The organism is Acrocarpospora phusangensis, from assembly GCF_016862995.1.
Taxonomy (GTDB): Bacteria; Actinomycetota; Actinomycetes; order Streptosporangiales; family Streptosporangiaceae; genus Acrocarpospora; species Acrocarpospora phusangensis.
This window is the reverse complement of record NZ_BOOA01000027.1, coordinates 40,070-59,681: the sequence shown is the minus strand read 5'-3', so window position 1 is coordinate 59,681 and position 19,612 is coordinate 40,070. Positions and strand designations below refer to the sequence as shown.

Genomic DNA, 19,612 nt, shown 5'->3' with positions numbered 1-19,612 from the left:
CCGTGCGCCGCTCGTTCGACGTGCGGGTGCGAGGGCCGAGCGGCGGCCCCGCTGAACGAGGAGAACACGATGCCGAAGTACATGTTGATCATGCGGGGCACCGATGAGTCGAACGCGGCCATGATGGCGTCGATCGACGAGGCGATGGCCGCGACCGGCCGGTTCATCGAGGAGATGCTCAAGGCCGGTGTTCTCCTCGCGGCCGAAGGGCTGGACCATCCGGACCGGGGCGTCGTGGTCGACTTCAACGGCGAGACCCCGGTGGTCACCGACGGGCCGTACGGCGAGACCAAGGAACTGTTCGGAGGTTACTTCCTGCTCGATGTCGTCTCGAAGCACGAGGCGGTCGAGTGGGCCAGGCGGGTCCCGGCGGTCCGCGGGTCCAAGATCGAGGTCAGGCGGGTGGCCGAGGCCGACGAGGTCCCGCAGGACAGCGAGAGCAACGGCCGGGTCTGATGGGCACGGCCGACGTCGAGGCCGTCTGGCGGATCGAGTCGGCGCGGATCGTCGCCGCACTGACCCGGTTCACCGGCGATTTCGGGCTGGCCGAGGACGCGGCCCAGGAGGCGGTGGCCGAGGCGCTGGTGTCATGGCCGCTCGCCCCTCCGGCCAACCCGGCCGGCTGGCTGATGGCCACGGCCCGGCGTCGGGCGATCGACGCGATCCGCCGCCGGACCGCCCTCCAGGACCGGTACTCCCTGCTGGCGGCCGACCGGGCGGTCGACGCGGAAATCGACCCCGACAGGATCGACGACGACGTCCTGGCGCTGATGTTCGTCAGCTGTCACCCGATGCTCTCCCCGGAGGCCCGGGTGGCGCTGACCCTGCGCGTGGTCGGCGGCCTGTCCAGCGAGGAGATCGCGCGGGCGTTCCTCGTATCCGTGCCGACCGTGCAGGCCCGCATCACCCGGGGCAAGAAGACGATCGCGGCGGCCGGGGTGCCGTTCGAGCTGCCGGCGGCCGGCGAGCGCCGGGAGCGGCTGGGCGGCGTGCTCAGCGTCCTTTACGTGATCTTCACCGAGGGGTCGACGGCCACGTCGGGCGACCGGCTGCTCCGCCCCGACCTCGCGTACGAGGCGATCCGGCTGGCCCGCACGCTGGCCGCGCTGCTGCCGGACGAGCCCGAGGTGCACGGCCTGCTCGCGTTGTGCGAGCTGACGGCCGCGCGCTTCCCGGCCCGGACCGGCCCGGACGGTTCGCCGGTCCTGCTCGAGGACCAGGACCGGCGGCGGTGGGACTTCTCGGCGATCCGCCGTGGGCTGGCCGCGCTGGCCAGGGCATCGACCCGCGGCCTCGGTCCGTACGGGCTGCAGGCCGCGATCGCCGCCGTCCACGCGTCGGCGCCCTCCGTCGAGTCGACCGACTGGGACCGGATCGTGGTGCTCTACGAGGCGCTCGGCCGGGTCGCGCCCTCGCCGGTGGTCGAGCTCAACCGGGCCGTCGCCGTGGCCATGGCCTCGGGCCCGGCGCAGGCCCTGGCCATCGTGGACGAGCTGATCGCCCTGGACCGGCTCCCCGGTTCCCATCTGGTGCCGACCGTACGGGGTGAGCTGCTGGCCCGGCTCGGACGGCGACCGGAAGCGCGCGCCGAACTGGAGCTGGCGGCCCGGCTCTGCGCCAACCAGCGCGAACGATCGGTGCTGCTGCGCAAGGCGGCCGCGCTGGACTGACTTCTCCGGCTGCCGCGGCTCAGGTCTCCGGAAAGAGTCTTCTGCTCAAGATTTCCTTGGCCCGTTCTGTCCATGTCGGCTGCCCGTGAGCGGCCTGCGCGGAGGTGACCACGTGCGGATTGGGGCTGACGATGACGTTCTCCATCGGCTTCCACGCACTGGTGCCGTCGGAACGGTCCTGCCGGGAGACCGTGGCCTGCCATGACCAGTCCGCGCGCCGCAGCGCCACCCAGATGCTGTGCGCGCCTTCGGGCTTGTAGACGAGATACAACTGGAAGAGGTCCTTGCCGTCGATCCCGGCGACGGCCCCCGGGAGCTCATATCCGGGGCTGTCGCAGAAGTAGGGGCCCGGTCCGATAGTCGCCGCTTGGCCTGCCGTGACCACCTTCTCGATGGTGTAGAGCACGCTGCCATCGCGCTTGACGTCGTCGGCATCCAGCGCGGTCGCCGTCGCGCTGCCGAGTGAGGTTCTGATGTGAGCCTGACCCTGATTCCGTACGGGGGATACGGTCCAGTCAAAGCCGCATGTCTGGATGAATCCAAAACTGCCGGCGCCGAGGTACCGTGCGTTCATCAGCCCCAAGCCCACCTGCCTGGACGGGGCCTGCACGCGGGCCTCCCAGGAACAGCCGTAGCGCTGACCGGACTCGCCCACCTGGGGCTCATACAGTGCCACCCAGCTGTTGACCTTCTCGCGGTCGCCGTGATACTGGCCGGGCCCGCACAGCGTGACATTGGACGTGGTGATCCGGAAGTAGTGGACCGTCGGAGCGGCCACGTCCACCGTGGCCTCCCTGCTGGCCTGCACGCCGCCGATCCTGGCCGTCACCCGTACGGTCTTCAGGCCGCCGCTGATCCAGTAGAACGAGATATCGCCGGCCGCCCGCTGAGCGGGAGTGAGCCCAACGGCAGTGCCCGTGAGGAGGGTCTGCACGCAGTCTCCCAGGGCGCCGTCGCCCACCGTCCAATTGATCTCGCTCAGGTGGGCCTGCGGCCCTCCGGCGGTGCGGACCTCGACTCCCAGGCGCACACGCTGGCCGACCACTACCTGGAGTCGGCCACCCGAGAAATTCGGGTGCTTGGTCAGTGGACCGGTGGACCCGTCGAGGGTGGCGATGATCTCCAGCGTGGCGGGTTGCGCCTTGCCGAGCGGGGCTTTCGAGATCACCTGCTGCTCTCGGCTGGTCGCCTGATTGTTGAGTAGCTGGGCCTTGCTGACTTCCAGGCTCCTTTTCATGGCGTGGGCACCGCGGCGGCGGATCCGTCCGGCGAGCCGCTGACGGCCGCCTGTTCGATCTGGTTGACGATCTGCGGCGGCGGGAAGACCCGCTGGTAGAGATCGACTCCTGCGGTGTCGCCCCGCTCCACCAGCGAGACCGCGAGCCGGAGGCGGTCCACCTCCGCCTGACGCCGGTCGTTCTCCAGACGACGGCCGCGGACCTCCTCCTCCTGCAGGCCCCGCGAGTAGTCGTCGAGGCCGTTGCCGAGACCGAGGAAGGTGTCGACCACGACGCCGTCGGTTCGCATGACGTGGGTGTCGGCATTGAGGATCACGCCGGGCAGGTTGATGACCGGGCCCGCCACGCCGTTGCCGTACGTCGAGGTCGCCTTGTCGTTGACCCGCAGGTAGGTCATCGTGCCGTCGTCCGCGCCGGTGAGCGTGACGCTCTCCACGAAGTCGGTGCGAACCCTGCCGGCGTGGTCGACGATGCTCTGCAACTCGCCCGTGACGGCGGCCAGCACCGCCTGCCGGTGCTCCGGCAGGATGTAGGTGTCCAGCAGTTCGGCGAGCGCCGGCAGCGGCACCTCCGCCCGCGACTCGACGAAGCCGTTGAAGAAGGCCGCCCGGATGTCCACCAGGTGGAGCAGCGTGACGAACTCCTGGTTCATCTGCCGGAAGACGAAGTTCAGCGTCCTGCTGACGTTGACGTTCTCCAGCTCGCGCTCGATCGCCTGCTCCTCGCCGAGTTCCAGCTTCACGTCGAGGCTGGTGTCGATCTGCACGTCCCTGCGGGAGGAGGCGCGGGCCGCGTTCTGCGACACCGCGGTGGCGACGTTCTTGGCGAACTCCTCGCGGGCGGCGTTCGAGGTGCCCTTGACGCCTCCCGAGGCGGTGACGCTGGCGCTGCCCCAGCCCCACGAGGCCTTTGCCTCGGCCTCCACGTCGGCGTGGTACTCGAAGGCCCGGCTGTTGTTGTCCCGCCTCGTCTGCTCGCCCTGGATACTGCGCTCGAACTCGCTCTCGGTCTCGTCGCTGGTGGAATCCAGAACCGACGACGAGCGGCTGGCGGTCTCCGCGGTGCGCTTGTAGGTGCTCACCCGAATCCTGGTCCGCTCGCCGGGCAGCAGCGAGAACGTCTTGATGGTCCGCCCGGCGCCGTACCGCGCGGGGAAGGAGGACAGCCGGTAGTACTCCACCAGCAGCAGCGCCGGCGCCCCGGTCCGCGGCACGGGGATGAACCTGTAGGTGCAGCGCCCGCTGGTGTCCCGGTAGATGACGAAGCGGTTGCCGGCGTTGATCTGAGTGACCACGGTGGTGGCGTCCAGGTCGGCCAGCGCCTCCTTGACACAGCTCCGGGTGTACTTGTCGTCGCCGGCCTGGACGTTCGGAAAGACCGCGGGATCGAAGTAGCCGGTCGACTTGGCCAGGTTGAACGCGGTGGTGATCCGCTCCACCGTGAGCTGGTCGGGGGTGGCGCGCCCGGTGGGCACCGACGTGCCGAACACCGGGGCCTCCTGGTTGTAGACCTGGCTCGACCCGCTGCCGTCCGGCCCGAACATCGGATCCTGCTGGGTGGGCACCGACGCGGCCGCCACCTGCGGTGTGGCGTCGGCCTGCTCCTGCGTGACGAAGTAGTCCGGCGGAATGTCGAGTTCGATGATGTGGCGGCCCCGGTAGGAGGTCGGCTCGGGAACGTCGTACGACAGCACCACCGGGGTGCCGCCCGGGTCCAGCTCGGCCAGCGGCCGGGCGTCGCCGCCCACCAGCATCGCGTGCGACGCCCAAGCGAAAGCCTTCCGATGGGCGGGGTCGCTGCCCTGGTAGACGACGAATATCCCGTCGTCCTGCAAGATGGCGAAGCTCTGGCCCTGCCCCCGGGCGATCCCGGTGTTCCACACGAAAGCACCTTTGTGGGACGGGTCACTCCCCCGGTAGATGACGAAATTCCCATCCGGTTGCATGATCGCGTAGCACTGGCCCTGCCCTCGGGCGGTCCCCGTGTTCCACACGAAAGCGCCCTGCTGGGACGGGCCGCTCCCGCGGTAGATGACGAAATTCCCATCCGACTGCATGATCGCGAAGTACTGGCCATTGGCCGCGACCAGGTAATCGCCCACCGTCAGGTACTGCCCGGCCGACAGCCAGGCACCCTTGCCAGGTAAATCGGTCATCCTTCTCCCTCACCAGGGCAATCCCTCTGATGAGGGACGGCACCGCAAGCATCCGTCCTCGCGATACCGCCGTCGAGACGGAGGGGATGGCCAGAAGCGGACCGCGCGGACTCATCGCGACTTCACGACCCGGGGGCCGTCACCTCGACCGGCGAGACGGCCCCCGGGCCCCGTGATCTAGAAGCCGGGCGCCCAGAGGGCCCAGACGCTGCCCGACTGGTAGCAGGTGTACCAGGGCCAGAGGCCGCCGAGGCCGCGCTGCCCGGCGGCCTCGCACGAGACGCTGCTGGGGTAGTAGGCGACGACGCCGGCGTGAGCGGGCGAGGCGGTGAGGGTGACGGCGGTCAGGCCGAGAGCGATGATCCCCATCCGAAGAGCACGTCTTTTCACGAAGCCCCTTCCAGAGAAATTAAAAATAAACTTTCCTAAGAGATAAGCCGATGTGGGCAGGTCTGGCAAGGTTCGTACCGAGGGGACTCGAAGGTGATGGCGGCGGGCCGGACGGGCGGCCCGCCGCCATCGGTGGCTACGCGAAGGGCAGCCGGATGACGCTCTGGTTGCCGATCCCGACGTTGGTCGTGGTGGAGCCGATCGCGCTCCAGATCTCGACCCGCACCGAGCCGTTGGCCAGGTTGCCGAGCGCGCCGGTGGCCGTCTTCACCCCGGCCGCCTGGGTGTAGTGCTCCCAGCCGCTCACCGGGTCGGTGGCGAAGTACGTGTACGTCTCCACCCGGTCCCAGCTGCCGTTGCCGGTCAGGTCGTAGGAGACCCTGACCTGGGTGGCGTTGCCGACGTTGGTCCCGGCGTCCACGAACACGTCGAACGTGGTGGCCGCGCCGCCGAACGTGGCGGTCAGCCCGGTCGCGTTGTAGACGGCGGGGTTGTTCGGGACACCGTCGTGGTTGCCGTTGGCCGCGGCCAGCGTGACGGTGCCGGCCGTACCCGTCGTGCCCGGCAGGGAGCCGTTCGACTGCGGGTACCGGTTGGCGGAGAACCCACCCGGCGGTGAGGGCGACGGGCTGGGCGACGGGCTGGCGCAGACGCCGCCGCCGAAGACCTTGAACTCCCACAGCGAGTAGCCCCACGCGGTGCCACGCGCCGTACCGTAGAGCCGCACGTAGCGGCCCGACCCGGACACCGTCAGGTTGTCCGTGCCGCCGTCACCGGTGGTGGTGCTGTAGATGTCGGTCCAGGGGGCCGTCCCGGTGGTGGACGTCTGGATCTGGTACGACCGACCGTAAGCGGCCTCCCAGGTCAGCTGCACCGACGAGATGTTCTGCACCGAGCCGAGGTCCACCTGGATCCACTGCGGGTCACTGAACGCGCTCGACCAGCGGGTGGCCGCGTTGCCGTCGAACGCCAGGCTGGCCGGGTAGCCGGTCTCGATACTCGACGAGGTGGCCGGCCGGCCCTGCGAGAGCAGCGAGGTCGGCGTGCACGGGGAGGGCGACGGGCTCGGGGACGGGCTGGGCGACGGGCTGGTCGTCGGCGTGCCGCCCCCGTTGGCGTTGCCGCCGCTCCAGGTGAACAGGCCCGAGGTGACCGTCTTGCCGGCCGGCGCGGTCAGCGTCGTGCCGTTGGAGAAGGTCACCGTCAGCGGGCTGTTGGTGATGTTGGAGGCGACGTAGGTCCGTACACCGTTCTTGACGAAGACCTTCGCCAGCGGGTGGTTCGCGGTGACCGTGGTGTCCACCGTGCCCAGGGAGGCGAGGTTGCGCAGCCAGTGGAAGGTGTGCGCCTTGCTCTCGCCCTCCTCGGAGGTGAAGTTCGGATTGGCCTGGAAGGCCGCCAGAGCGGCCGGTCCGTCGCCGAGCGCCCGGAACTCCTGGAGGATGTCCTGCCAGACCGTCGGCGGTCCGCCGTTGTTGGTGACCAGCTCGTTGTAGTTGGTCAGCACGTACGCCGGGTACTCGCCGAGGTAGAAATGGCCACCGGTGATCGGCAGCATGTTGATGCCCTGGATCATCTCGGGCTCGGCGCTGAACCAGGTGGCGTACGCGCCGCCGGAGCCCCAGACCATGCCGACCGTGGAGTGCCCGAAGGTGGATGGGAAGTTCTGGTTGCGCACGTCGAACCAGTACTCCTGGATCGCCGCGCTCTGGGTGGCGTAGATGAACACACCGGCGTCGCGGACGGCGGTGTTGCCGGTCGCCTGACCCCACTGGATCAGAGCGTTGGCGAAGTTCATCCCCTCCGAAGAGGACTCCTGGTTGTTGCCGGAGCCGAACGCGCCGTGCCCGGCCGCCCAGTCGTGACCCGCGTAGATGTCGAAGTCGCGCAGGTACGGGAAGCGGGTGTCGTTGCGGTCGTAGTTGTTGGCGTCCCGGATCAGCAGGTCGACCATGCCGCCGTACTGGGCGTTGGTCGCCCAGGTCGGGTCGAACTTCGCCAGCGTCGCCGCGGCCGCGATGTAGTAGCCGTAGTGAAAGTGGTGGTCGTTGAGCTCGGCGTCCGAGCCGTACGAGGCCGGGTAGCCGAGCAGGGTGCCCCAAGCCGAGTTGTAGTAGAAGACCCGGCTGGTCTTGCCCGCGCTGGCGGTGAACCAGTCGTTGAGCCTGGTCCGGATGCGGTTGAGCGCCGCGTCCCGGACGGCCGTCAGGTTGAGCTGGTCGGCGATCTCCGCGATGCGCGCCGCCCGGCCGAGGCCCTTGCCGGTCCAGTAGGTGTCGTCGCCGAGGCCGGCCGTGGGGTCGCCGAGCTCCGCGTTCAGGTAGTTGGTGACGGTGGTCAGGTCGCCGCCGGAGTTGTCGGCGACCGCCGGGATCTCGGGCAGCACACCCTGGAACTTCATCGTGGTGCTGAACGAGGCGCCGGTGACCACCTTCATCTGGCCGCGCGCCGAGATGTAGGTCTGCGTCAGCGGCGTCGAGCCGGTCAGGTAGTTCCACTGGTGCGGGTAGAGCGCGATGACGGTGCCGCTCGCGCTGCCCTCCCGAGCCGTCGTGGTGAAGGTGTAGGTGGTGCTGACGTTCGCGTTGCCCGGGTTGTACGAGTACGACACCCGGGTGCCGGTGACGTGAGCGTGGGCGTACTGCGCGTACGTGCTCGCCAGGCTGGTACGGGTGGCGGCCGGGGTCGACGGCGTCGTCGGCAGCACCGCGACCGAGAAGTAGTTCTGCCCGTTCAGCGTCGAGGAGATGCTGGTCCCACTGACCGTCCAGGTCGAGCCGCTGGGGGCGAAGCCCAGGTAGTCCTTGCCGTTGACGGTGAACCCGATGGTCCCGCCGCTGTTGGACCACACGGCCGGGGTCCCGCTGGTGGTGATCTGCGCGTTGCCGCCGGTCTTCTGGAAGTAGGCGAACGGCAGGCCGTGCCCGATGGTGGCCCGCAGCGTCCGGGCGCCGTCACTCCAGTACGGGCTGACCGTCCAGTCCGTCCAGCCGTCCACCTTGGCGTCCGGCGAGTTCAGCCCGGTCACGCCGACCAGGATGTCCTGCACGTACGGGTAGTGGTACTCCCCCACGCCGGTCGCGGTGCCACTGATCGCGGCGACGGTGTTGTAGGAGAAGCCGAGGCCGCCGGCGAACGTGTCGTACGAGATGGGGTGCGCGTGCAGCGGCTCGCTGTAGGCGCAGTCGAACCGCTTCCACAGCAGCGACGACCACCAGTCGTTGGTGGGGACCGCGCCGGCCGGGGCGTTCGCCGTGACGTAGAGGCGCGGGTTGGTCGACAGCGACCCGCAGCCGGACGGCAGCGCACGGCCGGCCGGCAGCGTGTCGGCGTACGACCCGGCGCCGACCGTGCCCGCCTGGGCGGCGGGCGTACTCACCACGACGGCGAGCATCGCGGCGATCATCGCCAGCACGACGCCGACCACGACCGGCCGCGACACGGTACGGCGGGCCGGCCGGGCGGCGCTGGGCGGTGAGGTGCCGGGTAACTGAGCCCCAATGGGCTGGTCCATTCTTCCTCCGTGGGGGGTGACGACCGGGGGTGCGGGAGTCGGGGTTCGGACGGATCGAGGGCTGCGACAGGTGATGTCCGGGTCGCGGTGGAATCGGGGACGCACCGGAGAAAGCGTCCTGCGGGACGGGCTCTCTCCACCGCGATGAGAGCGCTCTCTCAGCGCGGAAACTAATGCCCGGAACACCTCTCGTCAATGTTTCTGAATGATTGCCCGGAGGTTAATCCCTCCAGTGCAGGTCAAGACGGTCCGATGCCGAGAGCGCTCTCACCGCTGGACGGTCTGCCACGACCCACCGGCGGGATCCTCGTAGGGCCCGGCCGCCCGGAGGGCGGGGTGCGGCACATCGGTGGCGATGGATCACACCCTCGCCCTCGTATACGCTGTGCGCATGATCGAAAGAATCGAGTCTTCCGTCCGCCGGTGAGCAAGACCCCCGAGCCCGGACCGCTCGGAACCCCCACGAGCTTGTACGAGCACGCTCTGCAGCTCCACCGCCGGCATCCCGACGCCGCACTCCCTGACGATGGTGAGCCCTACCCCGACGACGGCGCCCATCGGCGTCGGTATTCGGGCTCAGAGGATCAGCGCCGCCGGGGCGCGGCCGCGGCCGCCATCCTGGATGAGTTCTTCGCCCGACCCGGCGCCACACCGGGCGAACTGGTGTGGGCCTTCCACGAGGTGGATGTTCCCATCCATCACAACGAGCACATCGCCGCCGCGGCCCGGCGCGCCGACCGCGGAAGAGCCCGGGAAACCGGGCGGTGGCTGGTTGGCCACAGCGGCGACCGATGCTCGGTGCTCATCGGGCTTGCCCTGCTGGCCGCCGACTGGAACCCGGATGACATCGACCTGATCCGGCATATCGGTCTGCTGTCGGATACCTTCGGTTCCCTGGCCGCTGAGGCGTTGAAGCGGCGCAGGGGCGGGGGCGAGGCGCTGCTGTGGCTGGCCCAGCGAAGCAGGGGCTGGGGCCGGGTGTACGTCATCGAGACCCTCTGTTCCCTGGCGGGAGCTTCCGCTCGCCCCTGGCTCCTGCGCCACGCGCTGGACGGCGACTTTCTGAGCGGCTATTACGTGGGCGAGGTCGCGATGACCGCCGATGTTCACGAGGCGATCACCGGTCCCGATCCCGACGATGCCCTGATCGATCACACCGGCCGCGTGCTGCAGATCATGGCCGGCAACAGCGGCATGGGCATGACCTGGAACACCTACCCCCCGATCTCCCGCGTCCTGGACGCCCACGTCGGCTACCTGGCCCGCCAGCCACCCACCTGGATCCGCTATGTCACCGCCGCCTTCATCGCCGACCACCTACGGAAAGAGGACCTCAATATCCCGAGCCTGCCCGCGGACGACCGGTCCGTCCTGCTGAATCGCTATCTCGCGGTCCTGCATCGCCAGGACTGGAGATCCATGGCCCGCGCCGCTTTGGACCCCGCTGACAAATTCACCGCCTGGTTCATCGACGGCATCGCAACTCGTCTCAAATTGCTGAACTGATCCTGGCCGAAGGCCCTGGAGCGTTCAGCGTCCTCTGTGGGTGTACGCGCGGAGCGACAGCGGGACGAAGATCGCCAGGAGGGCGGCCGACCAGAGTAGGACGGTGGTCACCGGGTGGGCGAGTGGCCAGGCCAGGTCGCCAGAGGGGGCGCCCGGGTTGCCGAACAGGTGGCGGGAGGCGGCGGTGAGTGCGCTTACCGGGTTCCAGTCGGCCAGGAAGCGTAGCCAGCCGGGCATGCCGTCGGTGGGGACGAACGCGTTCGACAGCATCGTGAACGGGAGGAAGAGGGGCACCATCGCGTCGGCGACCTGGTCGTTCTTCACCGCCAGGCCCACGTAGACGCCCACCCAGCTCAGCGCGTACCTAAGCACGATCATCAGGAGGAACGCCTGGGCCGTGGGGATCAGGCCGCGGTGTGGTTGCCAGCCCACCAGCAGGCCGGCGCCCACCATGATGGCCAGCATCAGCAGGCCGGTCAGCAGGTCGGCGCCGGTCTGCCCGAACGGCACCGCCGAGCGCGCCATCGGCATGGAGCGGAACCGGTCCATCACGCCGCGGGAGGCGTCGGCGGCCATCCGCGTCATGACCCCCATCACCGCGGAGAAGGTCACCATCGCGAACAGGCCGGGCATGAGGTACTCGCGGTAGTCGCCGCCGTCCGGTACGTGGATCGCGCTGCCGAAGACGTACCCGAACAGCACCACCATGACGGCCGGGAAGATCAGGGCCGCGACGAGTTCGCCGGGATCGTGTCGCAGCCGTCCCAGCTCGCGGCCGACCAGGGTCAGCCCGTCGGTGAACGTCCACCGCAGGCGGCGGCCCAGCGGCGGGGCGAGGTCAGTCATCGGACCTGTTCCTTCCGGTCGGTGAGGCGCAGGAACACCTCGTCGAGGGTGGGGCGGCGCAGTCGTACGTCGGCCGCGGCGACCCCGGCGCGGTCGAGTTCGCGCACGATGTGGGCGAGGCGGAAGCCGCCGCCCGGCAGGGCGACGCTGAGCCGGTCGGCGCCGGTCATCGTGGGGTCGGTCCCGGCCAGGGCATTCAGCGCGGTCGCCGCCTGGGGCAGGGCGGCGGGGTCTTCGAGGACGACGTCGAGGCGGTCGCCGATCGTGGCCTTCAGCTCGTCGGGTGTGCCCGTGGCGATCACCTGTCCGTGGTCGACGACGGCGATGTCGTCGGCCAGCTGGTCGGCCTCGTCCAGGTACTGCGTGGTGAGCAGCACCGTGGTGCCGTCCGCCACCAGCTCGCGGAGGCTGTCCCAGATCTCGCCGCGGCTGCGCGGGTCCAGGCCGGTGGTCGGCTCGTCCAGGAAGAGCACCTCGGGGCGCAGGATGAGGCTGGTGATCAGGTCGAGGCGGCGGCGCATGCCGCCGGAGTAGCCGGTGACCTGCCGATCGGCGGCGTCCGTCAGGCCGAAGCGTTCGAGCAGCTCGTCGGCCCGCCGGTGCGCCTCGCGCCGGGACAGGTGGGAGAGGCGCCCGAACATGCGCAGGTTGCCACGGCCGGTGAGCTTCTCGTCCACGGCGGCGTACTGGCCCGCGAGCCCGATCCTGGCGCGCACCTTGCCGGCCTCGCGGACGACGTCGTACCCGGCGATGCGGGCGTGCCCGGCATCGGGATCGGACAAGGTCGCCAGGATGCGCACGGCGGTCGTCTTCCCCGCGCCGTTGGGCCCCAGCACGCCGCAGACCGTACCTCTCGGAACGCTCAGGTCCAGCCCCCGCAGCGCATGGGTGTCGCCGAAGGACTTGTGCAGCCCTTCGGCGAAGACGACCGGATCCGCCATGATCCCTCCAACTGGGTACGTTGTACGCGGTTATGCCGGCCAGGCTAAGTTACTGGGTACCATGTACGCAACTAGGGAGTGGAACGGTGACCGACGCCGAGTACGTGAACATCTGGATGCGGCCCGAACGCCCCGCCCGCGGGCCGAAGCCGGTCTACAGCCGCGCGCAGATCACCGAGGCGGCCGTCCGGATCGCCGACGCCGAAGGGCTGGAGGCCGCCACCATGCGGCGGATCGCCGCCGAGATCGGCGCCGGCGCGATGTCCCTCTACCGATACGTCCCGAGCCGCGACAACCTGGTCGAGCTCATGGCCGACCGGCTGATGGGCGAGATCGACGTCACGGGCATGCCCTCGGGCGACTGGCGCGCCGACCTGACCCAGTACGCCGACGGGCTGCGTGCCATGTGGCTGAGGCACCCGTGGATCGCCACCGTGCAACGGTCGCTCCCCAGCTTCGGCCCCAACCAGCTGCTCCTGATCGAACGGCTGATGGGAGTGCTCGACGTCTTCGTCTCCATCGACGAGAACCTCAGCCTCGTGGCCATGCTGAACAGCTACATCGAGGGCGCCGCCCGCGAGGAGATCAGCTCGGCCGGGGAATTCCGCCGCAGCGGGCTCAGCGAGTCGGAGTGGATGGCGCGGAGTTACTCGTACATCGACCGGCTGGTGAAGAGCGGGGAGTACCCGATCTTCACCAAGATCGTGATGGAGGCGCGCCAGCCGCACCTGAGCCGCGACGACCAGTTCCGGTACGGCCTCCGGCGCGTCCTCGACTGCATCGCCACGGCCCTCCCGTCAACGGCCGAGTCTCCGAGGCCGGCGCACCGGGAGGGACAGGCTCGTTAGCCGACCCTACTTCGGCCCCGGGCGGTGGAGACCGCGCTGTTTTCGATGCCTGGATGGTGTTCGCTTCGCCCCTACGCGATGCCCGCCTTGACGCCGTAACGTACATAGACCGCGCCGTCACTGAAGCGCCGTTCGTCCAGCAGTGCCAGGTCGACGCGTACATCGTCCGGAAAGAACGCGTTGCCGCCGCCCACGACCACCGGCCGGACGAAGAGGTGATACTCGTCGACCAGCCCCGCTCGAATCGCCTGCGCCGCCAGGTGCGGCCCGGCGACGGCTATGTCGAGGTCGGCCTCGGCCTTCAGCTTCCGCACTGCCTCAGGGTCGAACGTGCGCTCGATCCGGGTTCGTTCGCCGACCGCCTCGTGCAGCGTCGTGGAGTAGACGATCTTGTCGGCCGCCTGCCAGATCCGCGCCCACTCCAGGATGAACGGCTCATGGCCGGGCTCCGTGTGCGCGGTCTCCCAGTAGGCCATCGTGTCGTACATCCGGCGGCCGTACAGGTAGGTGCCGATCGATCGCCCGTGTTCGTTGATGAACTCGTGCGACTCCTCCTCGGGGCGGCCCCAGCCGAAGTCGCCGGCCTTGTCGCTCACGTAGCCGTCGAGTGACGTGATCATCGAGTAGACGAGCTTACCCACCGGTGTGCCTTCTTTCCTGTGCTGATGATGGATCTCACGATCGAGGTGCGGCCCGCCCAAAAGGATACCGAACAACTGTTCGGCAATGCTGGAGAATGAGGGAACGGTGGAGCTCAGGACATCGAGGTGTTCCTAAAGGAGACGGCGGGATACCCTGCCTGCGGTGCCTCGAACCACGTGACCGGAGGAGTCGATGCTGGGATGACGGCAGGGCGACCGATGCCCACACAGGACGACGTGCTCGGGTACTTCAACACGCTGTCGAACTGGGGCCGGTGGGGCGAGGACGACGAGCTCGGCACTCTGAACCACATCACCGACGACGTCCGGCTGGCGGCGGCGCGGGCCGTGCGCCACGGCAGGAGCGTGTCGTGCGCATGGGAGGTCGCCGTACCGGAAGACATGGAGCGGTCGACGACGACGTGCCCGTGCGCCGCCGACATGCCGGGCGCCGAGAACATGCCGGTGCCCGCATTCCACAAGGACCGGCGCTGGGGCTTCTCGTCCGAGCGGCTCGGCGTCACGTTCCACGGCAACACCCTCACCCACGTCGACTCGCCGTGCCACATCTTCTGGGACGGCATGATGTACAACGGGCGGTCGCACGCGCTGGTCGACACCGCGACGGGATCGGCGTGGGCGTCGGTCACGGCGGCGGCGAACGGGATCATCACGCGTGGTGTCCTGCTGGACATCGCCAGCGTGCGGGATGTGCCGTGGCTGGAACCGGGGCAGGGGGTGTTTCCCGACGACCTCGAGGAGGCCGAGCGTCGCCAGGGTGTGCGGGTGCGACCCGGCGATGCGGTACTCCTGCGGACCGGGTATGGCCGCGTCCGGCACGAGACCGGTGCGGCCGGCGGTTTCACGCAGGCCGGGTGGCACGCGTCCTGCCTGCCGTGGCTGCATGAACGGGAGGTCGCGCTGATCGGCGCCGACACCCCCCAGGACGTTCAGCCATCGGGGTACGAAGACGTGTTGATGCCGGTTCACGCCGTGAGCCTGGTCGCGATGGGTCTGTGGATGCTCGACAACTGCGACCTGGAGGCGTGCGCGAGGACGGCTGCCGAACTCGGCCAGTGGGACTTCCACCTCGCGGTCGCGCCGGTCCGTTTCGCCGGCACGTCCGGCAGCCCGGTCAACCCGATCGCCACATTCTGACCGCGGTTCACGAGTCGGCGTCCCCCGGGCGCCGGACGAACGCCGTCCGGGGCAGGCGGCGTGTCAGGTCGGGATCCGTAGCGGCAGGCTTCCCCAGTGCAGGCGGAAGTCGTCCACGTCGTCAGGGTCCACCGCTAGCCGCAGTCGGGGAAGCTCGCGGGCGATGCGGTCGAACATGATGCGGGCCTCTAGACGGCCCAGGGAGGCGCCCAGGCAGAAGTGGATGCCGTGGCCGAAGGCGATGTGCCGGTGGACGTCCGGGCGGTGGATGTCGAACACGTCCGGATCGGCGAAGACCGAGGGGTCCCTGTTCGCGCCCCACAGGGACAGGCCGACGCGCTCGAACGCCGGGATCGTGCCCCCGGCGATGTCGAGGTCGCGGAAGGTGAAGCGAGGCGGCACGATCTCGACCGGACCGCGGTACCGTAGCGTCTCCTCGACGAGCGCGCTCGCCAGTGACGGGTCGGCGCGGAGGTCCTGCCACTGCTCGGGATGGGTGAGCAGGAGCCGGATGCCGTTGACGATGACGTCGACGGTGGTCTCCTGACCGGCGATGAGCAGGAGCTGCACCATCGCGACGAGTTCGTCGCGGTCGAGGGCGTCCCCCTGCGCCTCCAGGGCGACGAGCTCGGAGAGCAGGTCGTCCGCCGGGACCGCTCGCCGGCGTGCGGCCAGTTCGTCGATGTACGCGGCGAACGCCAACGTGGCCACGCCATGCTGATCGCTCCCGGAGACGATGGTCGCCGACCACGCGCGGAACTGCGCGCGGTCCTCCTCGGGGACCCCCACGAGCTGGGCGATGACGTTGACCGGCAGCGGATCGGCCAGGTCGGCCACGCCGTCGAACGTGCCGAGCCGCAGCGCGCGGGCGACCAGCTGGTCCGCCACGTCACCGATCCACGGCTCCAGCTTCGCGACCGTACGGGCCGTGAAAGCCTTGCTGACGAGCCCGCGCAGCCGGGTGTGGTCAGGGGGATCCAGGTCGATGAGCTGGCGGGCCGCGATCCGCTCCGCCTCGGTTCGGTGGTGCGCGAGCGCCGGGCCCTGAGCCTGGTGCTCGCGCACTTCGTGACCGATCGCGGGGTGCTGCAGGCCGTCCAGGACGTCGGCGTGGCGTGCCACGATCCAGAACCGGTCGCCTGCCGGATCGATCTGCGGGATGGGCCGGCCGGCGGCCCGCACGCGTGCGTAGAACGCGTGCGGGTCGCGGCGGGTGTCAGGCTCCCACAGCTCGTACGGCCTGAACTCGTCAGTCACGGGCCACCTTCGGTCGTGGTTCCAGAAGCGATCAGGCGCAGGCCGCGGCCGCGTACTCCTTGACGACCTCGGTTGTCACCTCGTCTCCGGCGACCGTACCGGTGACGCGGACCGTGACCTCGCCGGCGGCGACCTGCGGCGCGCGAACCGCGAAGGACTGGTACGCGTACTTGCCGGGGGCGACGTCGTTGAAGGTGCGCGAGCCGTACGGCGTCTGCACCACGACGTCCACGGGCGCGTCGTGATCGTTCGTCACGCGTACGGCCACGAAGGCGGAAGTGCCGATGCAGCGGGACTCGGCGACGACCGTGACCGGTATCTGCGCGCCCGGCGCCAGTTCGCCGCGCGCGCTCACGGCGGCGGCCACCACCGTGTCCTTCTGCTCGGCGGTCAGGAGCCCGGCGGTCACGAACGCCTCGGCCGTCTCGGTGACCGTGGTGACGAACGCCGCGTGGGTCGCGAACGGCGCCTTGTCCCAGACCACGTCCAGGAACGTCAGACCGTCGGTGCCGGGCGACGGAACACCGGTGACCGGGACGTCGTAATTGGGCAGCCCGTCGTTGCGCTTCACGTTGGGCACGCCCGAGTCGATGCTCCCGAAGACGATCTTCGGCTCCACCCGGCGGAAGTACGCGGAATGGGCCTGGGTGTCCCCCACGTACCAGGGGCGCAGGTTGAACCCGTGGGTGGTGAAGAGCGGGTCGCCTGCCGCGTTCGTCCCGGCCGCCGTGATGGCCGCCCGCGAGTAGTCGCCGTCCCGCTTGAGGTAGCGGTAGAGCGAGAGCTCGCGGTAGGTGCCGCCGCCGGGGTTGCCGAGGATCGGCATGAGGAGCGGCCCCCACATGATGGACTGGGTGTCCGGCCGGTCGATGGCGCGTTCGATCCGGATGCTGAAGGGCATCGAGACGTCGATGACGTCCCCGGAGTGCCAGGTGCGGCTCAGGGTCACGTAGGTGCCCGGCGCCGGTGTCTGCATGGGCGCCACGATTCCGTTGATCCGTACGGTGAAGCCCTTCCGGGCCCAGCCGGGAACCCGCAGCTTGATGTCGAGGGGACCGTTGCCCTCGACCTTGAGCTTCGTGCTCGCCTCGCGGGGGAAGTTCGTCTCCTGGGTCACCACGAAGCCCTTGTCCGCCCAGGTCACGGTCGACGGCACGAAGAGGTTGACCCACAGCGTGGAACCGTCGGCGGACTTGAAGTAGACGGTGTCCTGGTACTTCGTGTGGATCTCCAGCCCGGTCCCGCCGCAGCAGGTGCCGGTGTTGCCGTAGGACTTGGTCGCGCCCGGCGTCAGGGGCTGGAAATAGGTGACCTGCGGGTTGCCCGTGCTGGTCGAGTCGGCCCGCGATCCGGCGAGCTGGTTGAAGAGGGCCCGCTCGTAGTAGTCGATGTAGGCCGGGTCCGCCGTGTGCAGGAAGAGGTTGCGGGCCAGCTTGGACACGTTGTAGATGGAGCAGGTCTCCGCGCCGCCCTGGGCGATCGCGTTGGCGATGTTGTCCCGGTTCTGGAACATTTCGATGTTGTTGTTGGAACCCGGGTAGTTTCCGCCGGTGCCGCCGTGCGAGAACATGCGGTGCGGGACGACCATGCCGAAGAAGTTCTTCGCCGCCTTGAAGTAGTCCTGCTCGCCGGTCTGCTCGAAGATGCGCAGGTAGCCGCTGAAGCCGGGCACGTGCTGGTTGACGTGCAGCCGGGCCGGGCGGCGGCGCCCGATGCCGGTGGGGTTGGTCACCACGAGGATGTCCCGGTTCTCGACGGTGGCGCCGAAGAGGGACTCCCGGTTGTCGAAGCACTTCGCCGTCTCAAGGTGCTTGGCGTCCCCGGTCAGCGCGTAGATCTCCGGGAACACCTCGTTGGCGCCGCCGAGCTCACCGGCGATGTAGGTGTCCCACATGTAGTTGAGGTTGTCCCTGGTGACGGGTCCCGCGTACTGCGCGTGGTTCTTGTCGCCGACGGTCAGGGCGAGGTGCGCCCAGTCCGCCATCTTGACGACGACCTCGCGGGCCTTCATGTTGCCGGTCAGGTAGTACGCGTCCAGCAGACCCCGCATGATCTTGTGCTGGGTGTACCAGGGCGCCCAGACGTTCGTGTTGAGGTTGCTGCCGTAGACGGCGAACCGCGGCGGCCCCACCCGGATGACGGCGTCCTCCGGGATGGCCCCCAGATAGCCGGGATGGGTGGGCACCCACGGGGTGTTGCCGGTCTGCGTGACGGGGACGATGCCGGCGTTGCGGCCGTTGGGCGAGGAGTCGAGCGCGGTCGATCCGCTCTGCTCGTCGAAGCGGTACCAGGCGATGTTGCCGCCGCCCGTGGATCCCGCGGCGGAACTCTGGAGGGACTGGATCTCCTCCGGGCTGAGGGCCCGGTCGAAGATGTGGAACTCGTCGATGGTCGCGTTGAGCATCGCGTCGCCGTACGCGGACCGGCCGATCCAGACGTTGCCCGGGACGCCGAGGTTGGTCGGGTTGAGGGTCATGGCGTTGTTCGTGCCGACGGGCGACCCGTTGACGTACAGCGTGCCGACGCTGCCCGAGAGGGTGACGGCGAGGTGCGCCCACTGCCCGGTCGGCACCGCGGACGTGCCGTTGATCTGCTGTTCCTGGCCGCTGCCGCCGACGGTGATGGCGAACCGGGGCGGGTTTCCGGTCACGCCCGCGCGGGCGGTGAGGAACATGTTGACGGTCGTGTTCTGGCCGAAGTCGAAGACTCGGCTCCAGTTCTGGGTGGCGGCGAGGTTGACCCAGGTCGCGATGGTGAAGTTGGTGAGCTGGGACACCGCCTCCTGGGGCAGCCGGATGTGCTCCGCGGTGCTGCCGCCGTTGAGCCGCAGGCCGTTGCCGAAGCGTCCCGCGACCCGGCCGATCACCGGCTCCTCGGGCTCCTCGCCTCCCCCGCCGGGGGCGTCCATCCGCGCGGTGATGGCGGCCTGGCACGCGGCGAGTTCGTTGACCATCCAGTCGAGTTTGTCCTTGAAGACCTGCTGGCCCTGGTCCGCGTACGCCTGGGCGAGGGCGCTCATGTAGTGACCGGCCCAGTGCCCGCTGAGCAGGCCGCCGTCCTCCCAGCCGCCGGGCACCGTCACGCCCGCGGGGTTGGGCCGGCCGGCCTGGTTGTTGAAGAGGACGAGGAAGCGGCGCTCGTCGAACGCCTGCAGGAACGCCTTCATCCGGTCGCGCTTCTCCTGCAGCAGACCGGCGTTCAGGCCGACCTCGTGCAGCCAGAACGGCCTGACCGCGGTGTTGCTTCCCGCGCCGACGTACGGGATCCCGGCTAGGGACGCGGTGACTCCCGAGGCCGTGGTCTCCGCCGCCGCTGATGCCGGAAGGGCCTTGGCCGTCGCGGCTAACGCCACCCCCAGGGCTGATGTGCGGACGAATGTGCGGCGGCTCAGTCCTGACTGCTCGGACGTTGTCATGGCCCGTCTTCCCTTCGCTTGCAAGCTGGACCC

Annotated in this window: 14 protein-coding genes; 5 read left to right on the top strand and 9 right to left on the bottom strand. The window is 69.3% G+C overall.

Annotated elements, in window-relative coordinates:
* Nucleotides 1-69 precede the first annotated feature (69 nt).
* Both Aph01nite_RS17870 and Aph01nite_RS17865 read left to right on the top strand, forming a co-directional pair.
* Nucleotides 70-456, top strand: a complete 387-nt coding sequence (locus Aph01nite_RS17870) for a YciI family protein (protein WP_204042044.1) — start codon at nucleotides 70-72, stop codon at nucleotides 454-456.
* Nucleotides 456-1,670 (top strand): RNA polymerase sigma factor, encoded by a 1,215-nt coding sequence (locus tag Aph01nite_RS17865; protein ID WP_204042043.1) that lies wholly within the window; start codon nucleotides 456-458, stop codon nucleotides 1,668-1,670. Before Aph01nite_RS17870 ends, Aph01nite_RS17865 begins: the two co-directional genes overlap by 1 nt.
* A gap of 19 nt (nucleotides 1,671-1,689) precedes the next feature.
* Here the strand turns inward: Aph01nite_RS17865 and Aph01nite_RS17860 are convergent, their stop codons facing one another.
* The 4 genes from Aph01nite_RS17860 to Aph01nite_RS17845 all read right to left on the bottom strand — a co-directional run bounded on the left by Aph01nite_RS17860 (nucleotide 1,690) and on the right by Aph01nite_RS17845 (nucleotide 8,967).
* Nucleotides 1,690-2,907, bottom strand: coding sequence for a hypothetical protein (locus Aph01nite_RS17860; protein WP_204042042.1), 1,218 nt, complete (start codon nucleotides 2,905-2,907; stop codon nucleotides 1,690-1,692).
* Complete coding sequence (locus Aph01nite_RS17855; protein ID WP_204042041.1) at nucleotides 2,904-5,063, bottom strand: hypothetical protein; 2,160 nt, start codon at nucleotides 5,061-5,063, stop codon at nucleotides 2,904-2,906. The genes Aph01nite_RS17860 and Aph01nite_RS17855 overlap by 4 nt, the downstream gene beginning before the upstream one ends.
* Before the next feature lie 177 nt (nucleotides 5,064-5,240).
* Nucleotides 5,241-5,432 carry a hypothetical protein gene (locus Aph01nite_RS17850; RefSeq protein ID WP_204042040.1) on the bottom strand — a complete coding sequence of 64 codons (192 nt, stop codon included), beginning with the start codon at nucleotides 5,430-5,432 and terminating at the stop codon, nucleotides 5,241-5,243.
* Nucleotides 5,433-5,589: 157 nt separating this feature from the next.
* The gene (locus tag Aph01nite_RS17845) at nucleotides 5,590-8,967 is read right to left on the bottom strand and encodes a glycosyl hydrolase (RefSeq protein ID WP_239161776.1); all 3,378 of its coding nucleotides are present in this window, start codon (nucleotides 8,965-8,967) and stop codon (nucleotides 5,590-5,592) included.
* Between the two features lie 423 nt (nucleotides 8,968-9,390).
* On the opposite strand from Aph01nite_RS17845, the gene Aph01nite_RS17840 reads away from it, so the two are divergent.
* The gene (locus tag Aph01nite_RS17840; RefSeq protein ID WP_204042039.1) at nucleotides 9,391-10,473 is read left to right on the top strand and encodes a hypothetical protein; all 1,083 of its coding nucleotides are present in this window, start codon (nucleotides 9,391-9,393) and stop codon (nucleotides 10,471-10,473) included.
* 24 nt (nucleotides 10,474-10,497) lie between these two features.
* Here the strand turns inward: Aph01nite_RS17840 and Aph01nite_RS17835 are convergent, their stop codons facing one another.
* Both Aph01nite_RS17835 and Aph01nite_RS17830 read right to left on the bottom strand, forming a co-directional pair.
* Nucleotides 10,498-11,319, bottom strand: a complete 822-nt coding sequence (locus tag Aph01nite_RS17835; RefSeq protein WP_204042038.1) for an ABC transporter permease — start codon at nucleotides 11,317-11,319, stop codon at nucleotides 10,498-10,500.
* Nucleotides 11,316-12,260 (bottom strand): ATP-binding cassette domain-containing protein, encoded by a 945-nt coding sequence (locus Aph01nite_RS17830; protein ID WP_204042037.1) that lies wholly within the window; start codon nucleotides 12,258-12,260, stop codon nucleotides 11,316-11,318. The genes Aph01nite_RS17835 and Aph01nite_RS17830 overlap by 4 nt, the downstream gene beginning before the upstream one ends.
* Before the next feature lie 86 nt (nucleotides 12,261-12,346).
* Between Aph01nite_RS17830 and Aph01nite_RS17825 the strand changes: the two genes are divergently transcribed.
* Entirely contained in the window at nucleotides 12,347-13,108 is a 762-nt protein-coding gene (locus tag Aph01nite_RS17825) for a TetR/AcrR family transcriptional regulator (protein ID WP_204042036.1), read from the top strand.
* 71 nt (nucleotides 13,109-13,179) lie between these two features.
* On the opposite strand, the gene Aph01nite_RS17820 is transcribed toward Aph01nite_RS17825, so the two are convergent.
* The gene (locus Aph01nite_RS17820) at nucleotides 13,180-13,749 is read right to left on the bottom strand and encodes a dihydrofolate reductase family protein (protein ID WP_204042035.1); all 570 of its coding nucleotides are present in this window, start codon (nucleotides 13,747-13,749) and stop codon (nucleotides 13,180-13,182) included.
* A gap of 219 nt (nucleotides 13,750-13,968) precedes the next feature.
* Between Aph01nite_RS17820 and Aph01nite_RS17815 the strand changes: the two genes are divergently transcribed.
* Nucleotides 13,969-14,907, top strand: coding sequence for a cyclase family protein (locus tag Aph01nite_RS17815; RefSeq protein WP_204042034.1), 939 nt, complete (start codon nucleotides 13,969-13,971; stop codon nucleotides 14,905-14,907).
* A gap of 63 nt (nucleotides 14,908-14,970) precedes the next feature.
* Here the strand turns inward: Aph01nite_RS17815 and Aph01nite_RS17810 are convergent, their stop codons facing one another.
* Both Aph01nite_RS17810 and Aph01nite_RS17805 read right to left on the bottom strand, forming a co-directional pair.
* A complete protein-coding gene (locus tag Aph01nite_RS17810) occupies nucleotides 14,971-16,164 on the bottom strand; it encodes a cytochrome P450 family protein (protein WP_204042033.1) in 1,194 nt (397 codons plus the stop codon).
* Between the two features lie 31 nt (nucleotides 16,165-16,195).
* Nucleotides 16,196-19,579, bottom strand: coding sequence for a beta-L-arabinofuranosidase domain-containing protein (locus Aph01nite_RS17805; RefSeq protein WP_204042032.1), 3,384 nt, complete (start codon nucleotides 19,577-19,579; stop codon nucleotides 16,196-16,198).
* Nucleotides 19,580-19,612 lie beyond the last annotated feature (33 nt).

Coding starts and splice junctions, on each gene's coding strand:
- Aph01nite_RS17870 (WP_204042044.1), top strand. CDS start 70: ATGCCGAAGTACATGTTGATCATGCGGGGCACCGATGAGTCGAACGCG.
- Aph01nite_RS17805 (WP_204042032.1), bottom strand. CDS start 19,579: ATGACAACGTCCGAGCAGTCAGGACTGAGCCGCCGCACATTCGTCCGC.
- Aph01nite_RS17865 (WP_204042043.1), top strand. CDS start 456: ATGGGCACGGCCGACGTCGAGGCCGTCTGGCGGATCGAGTCGGCGCGG.
- Aph01nite_RS17815 (WP_204042034.1), top strand. CDS start 13,969: ATGCCCACACAGGACGACGTGCTCGGGTACTTCAACACGCTGTCGAAC.
- Aph01nite_RS17835 (WP_204042038.1), bottom strand. CDS start 11,319: ATGACTGACCTCGCCCCGCCGCTGGGCCGCCGCCTGCGGTGGACGTTC.
- Aph01nite_RS17860 (WP_204042042.1), bottom strand. CDS start 2,907: ATGAAAAGGAGCCTGGAAGTCAGCAAGGCCCAGCTACTCAACAATCAG.
- Aph01nite_RS17855 (WP_204042041.1), bottom strand. CDS start 5,063: ATGACCGATTTACCTGGCAAGGGTGCCTGGCTGTCGGCCGGGCAGTAC.
- Aph01nite_RS17850 (WP_204042040.1), bottom strand. CDS start 5,432: ATGGGGATCATCGCTCTCGGCCTGACCGCCGTCACCCTCACCGCCTCG.
- Aph01nite_RS17845 (WP_239161776.1), bottom strand. CDS start 8,967: ATGGACCAGCCCATTGGGGCTCAGTTACCCGGCACCTCACCGCCCAGC.
- Aph01nite_RS17830 (WP_204042037.1), bottom strand. CDS start 12,260: ATGGCGGATCCGGTCGTCTTCGCCGAAGGGCTGCACAAGTCCTTCGGC.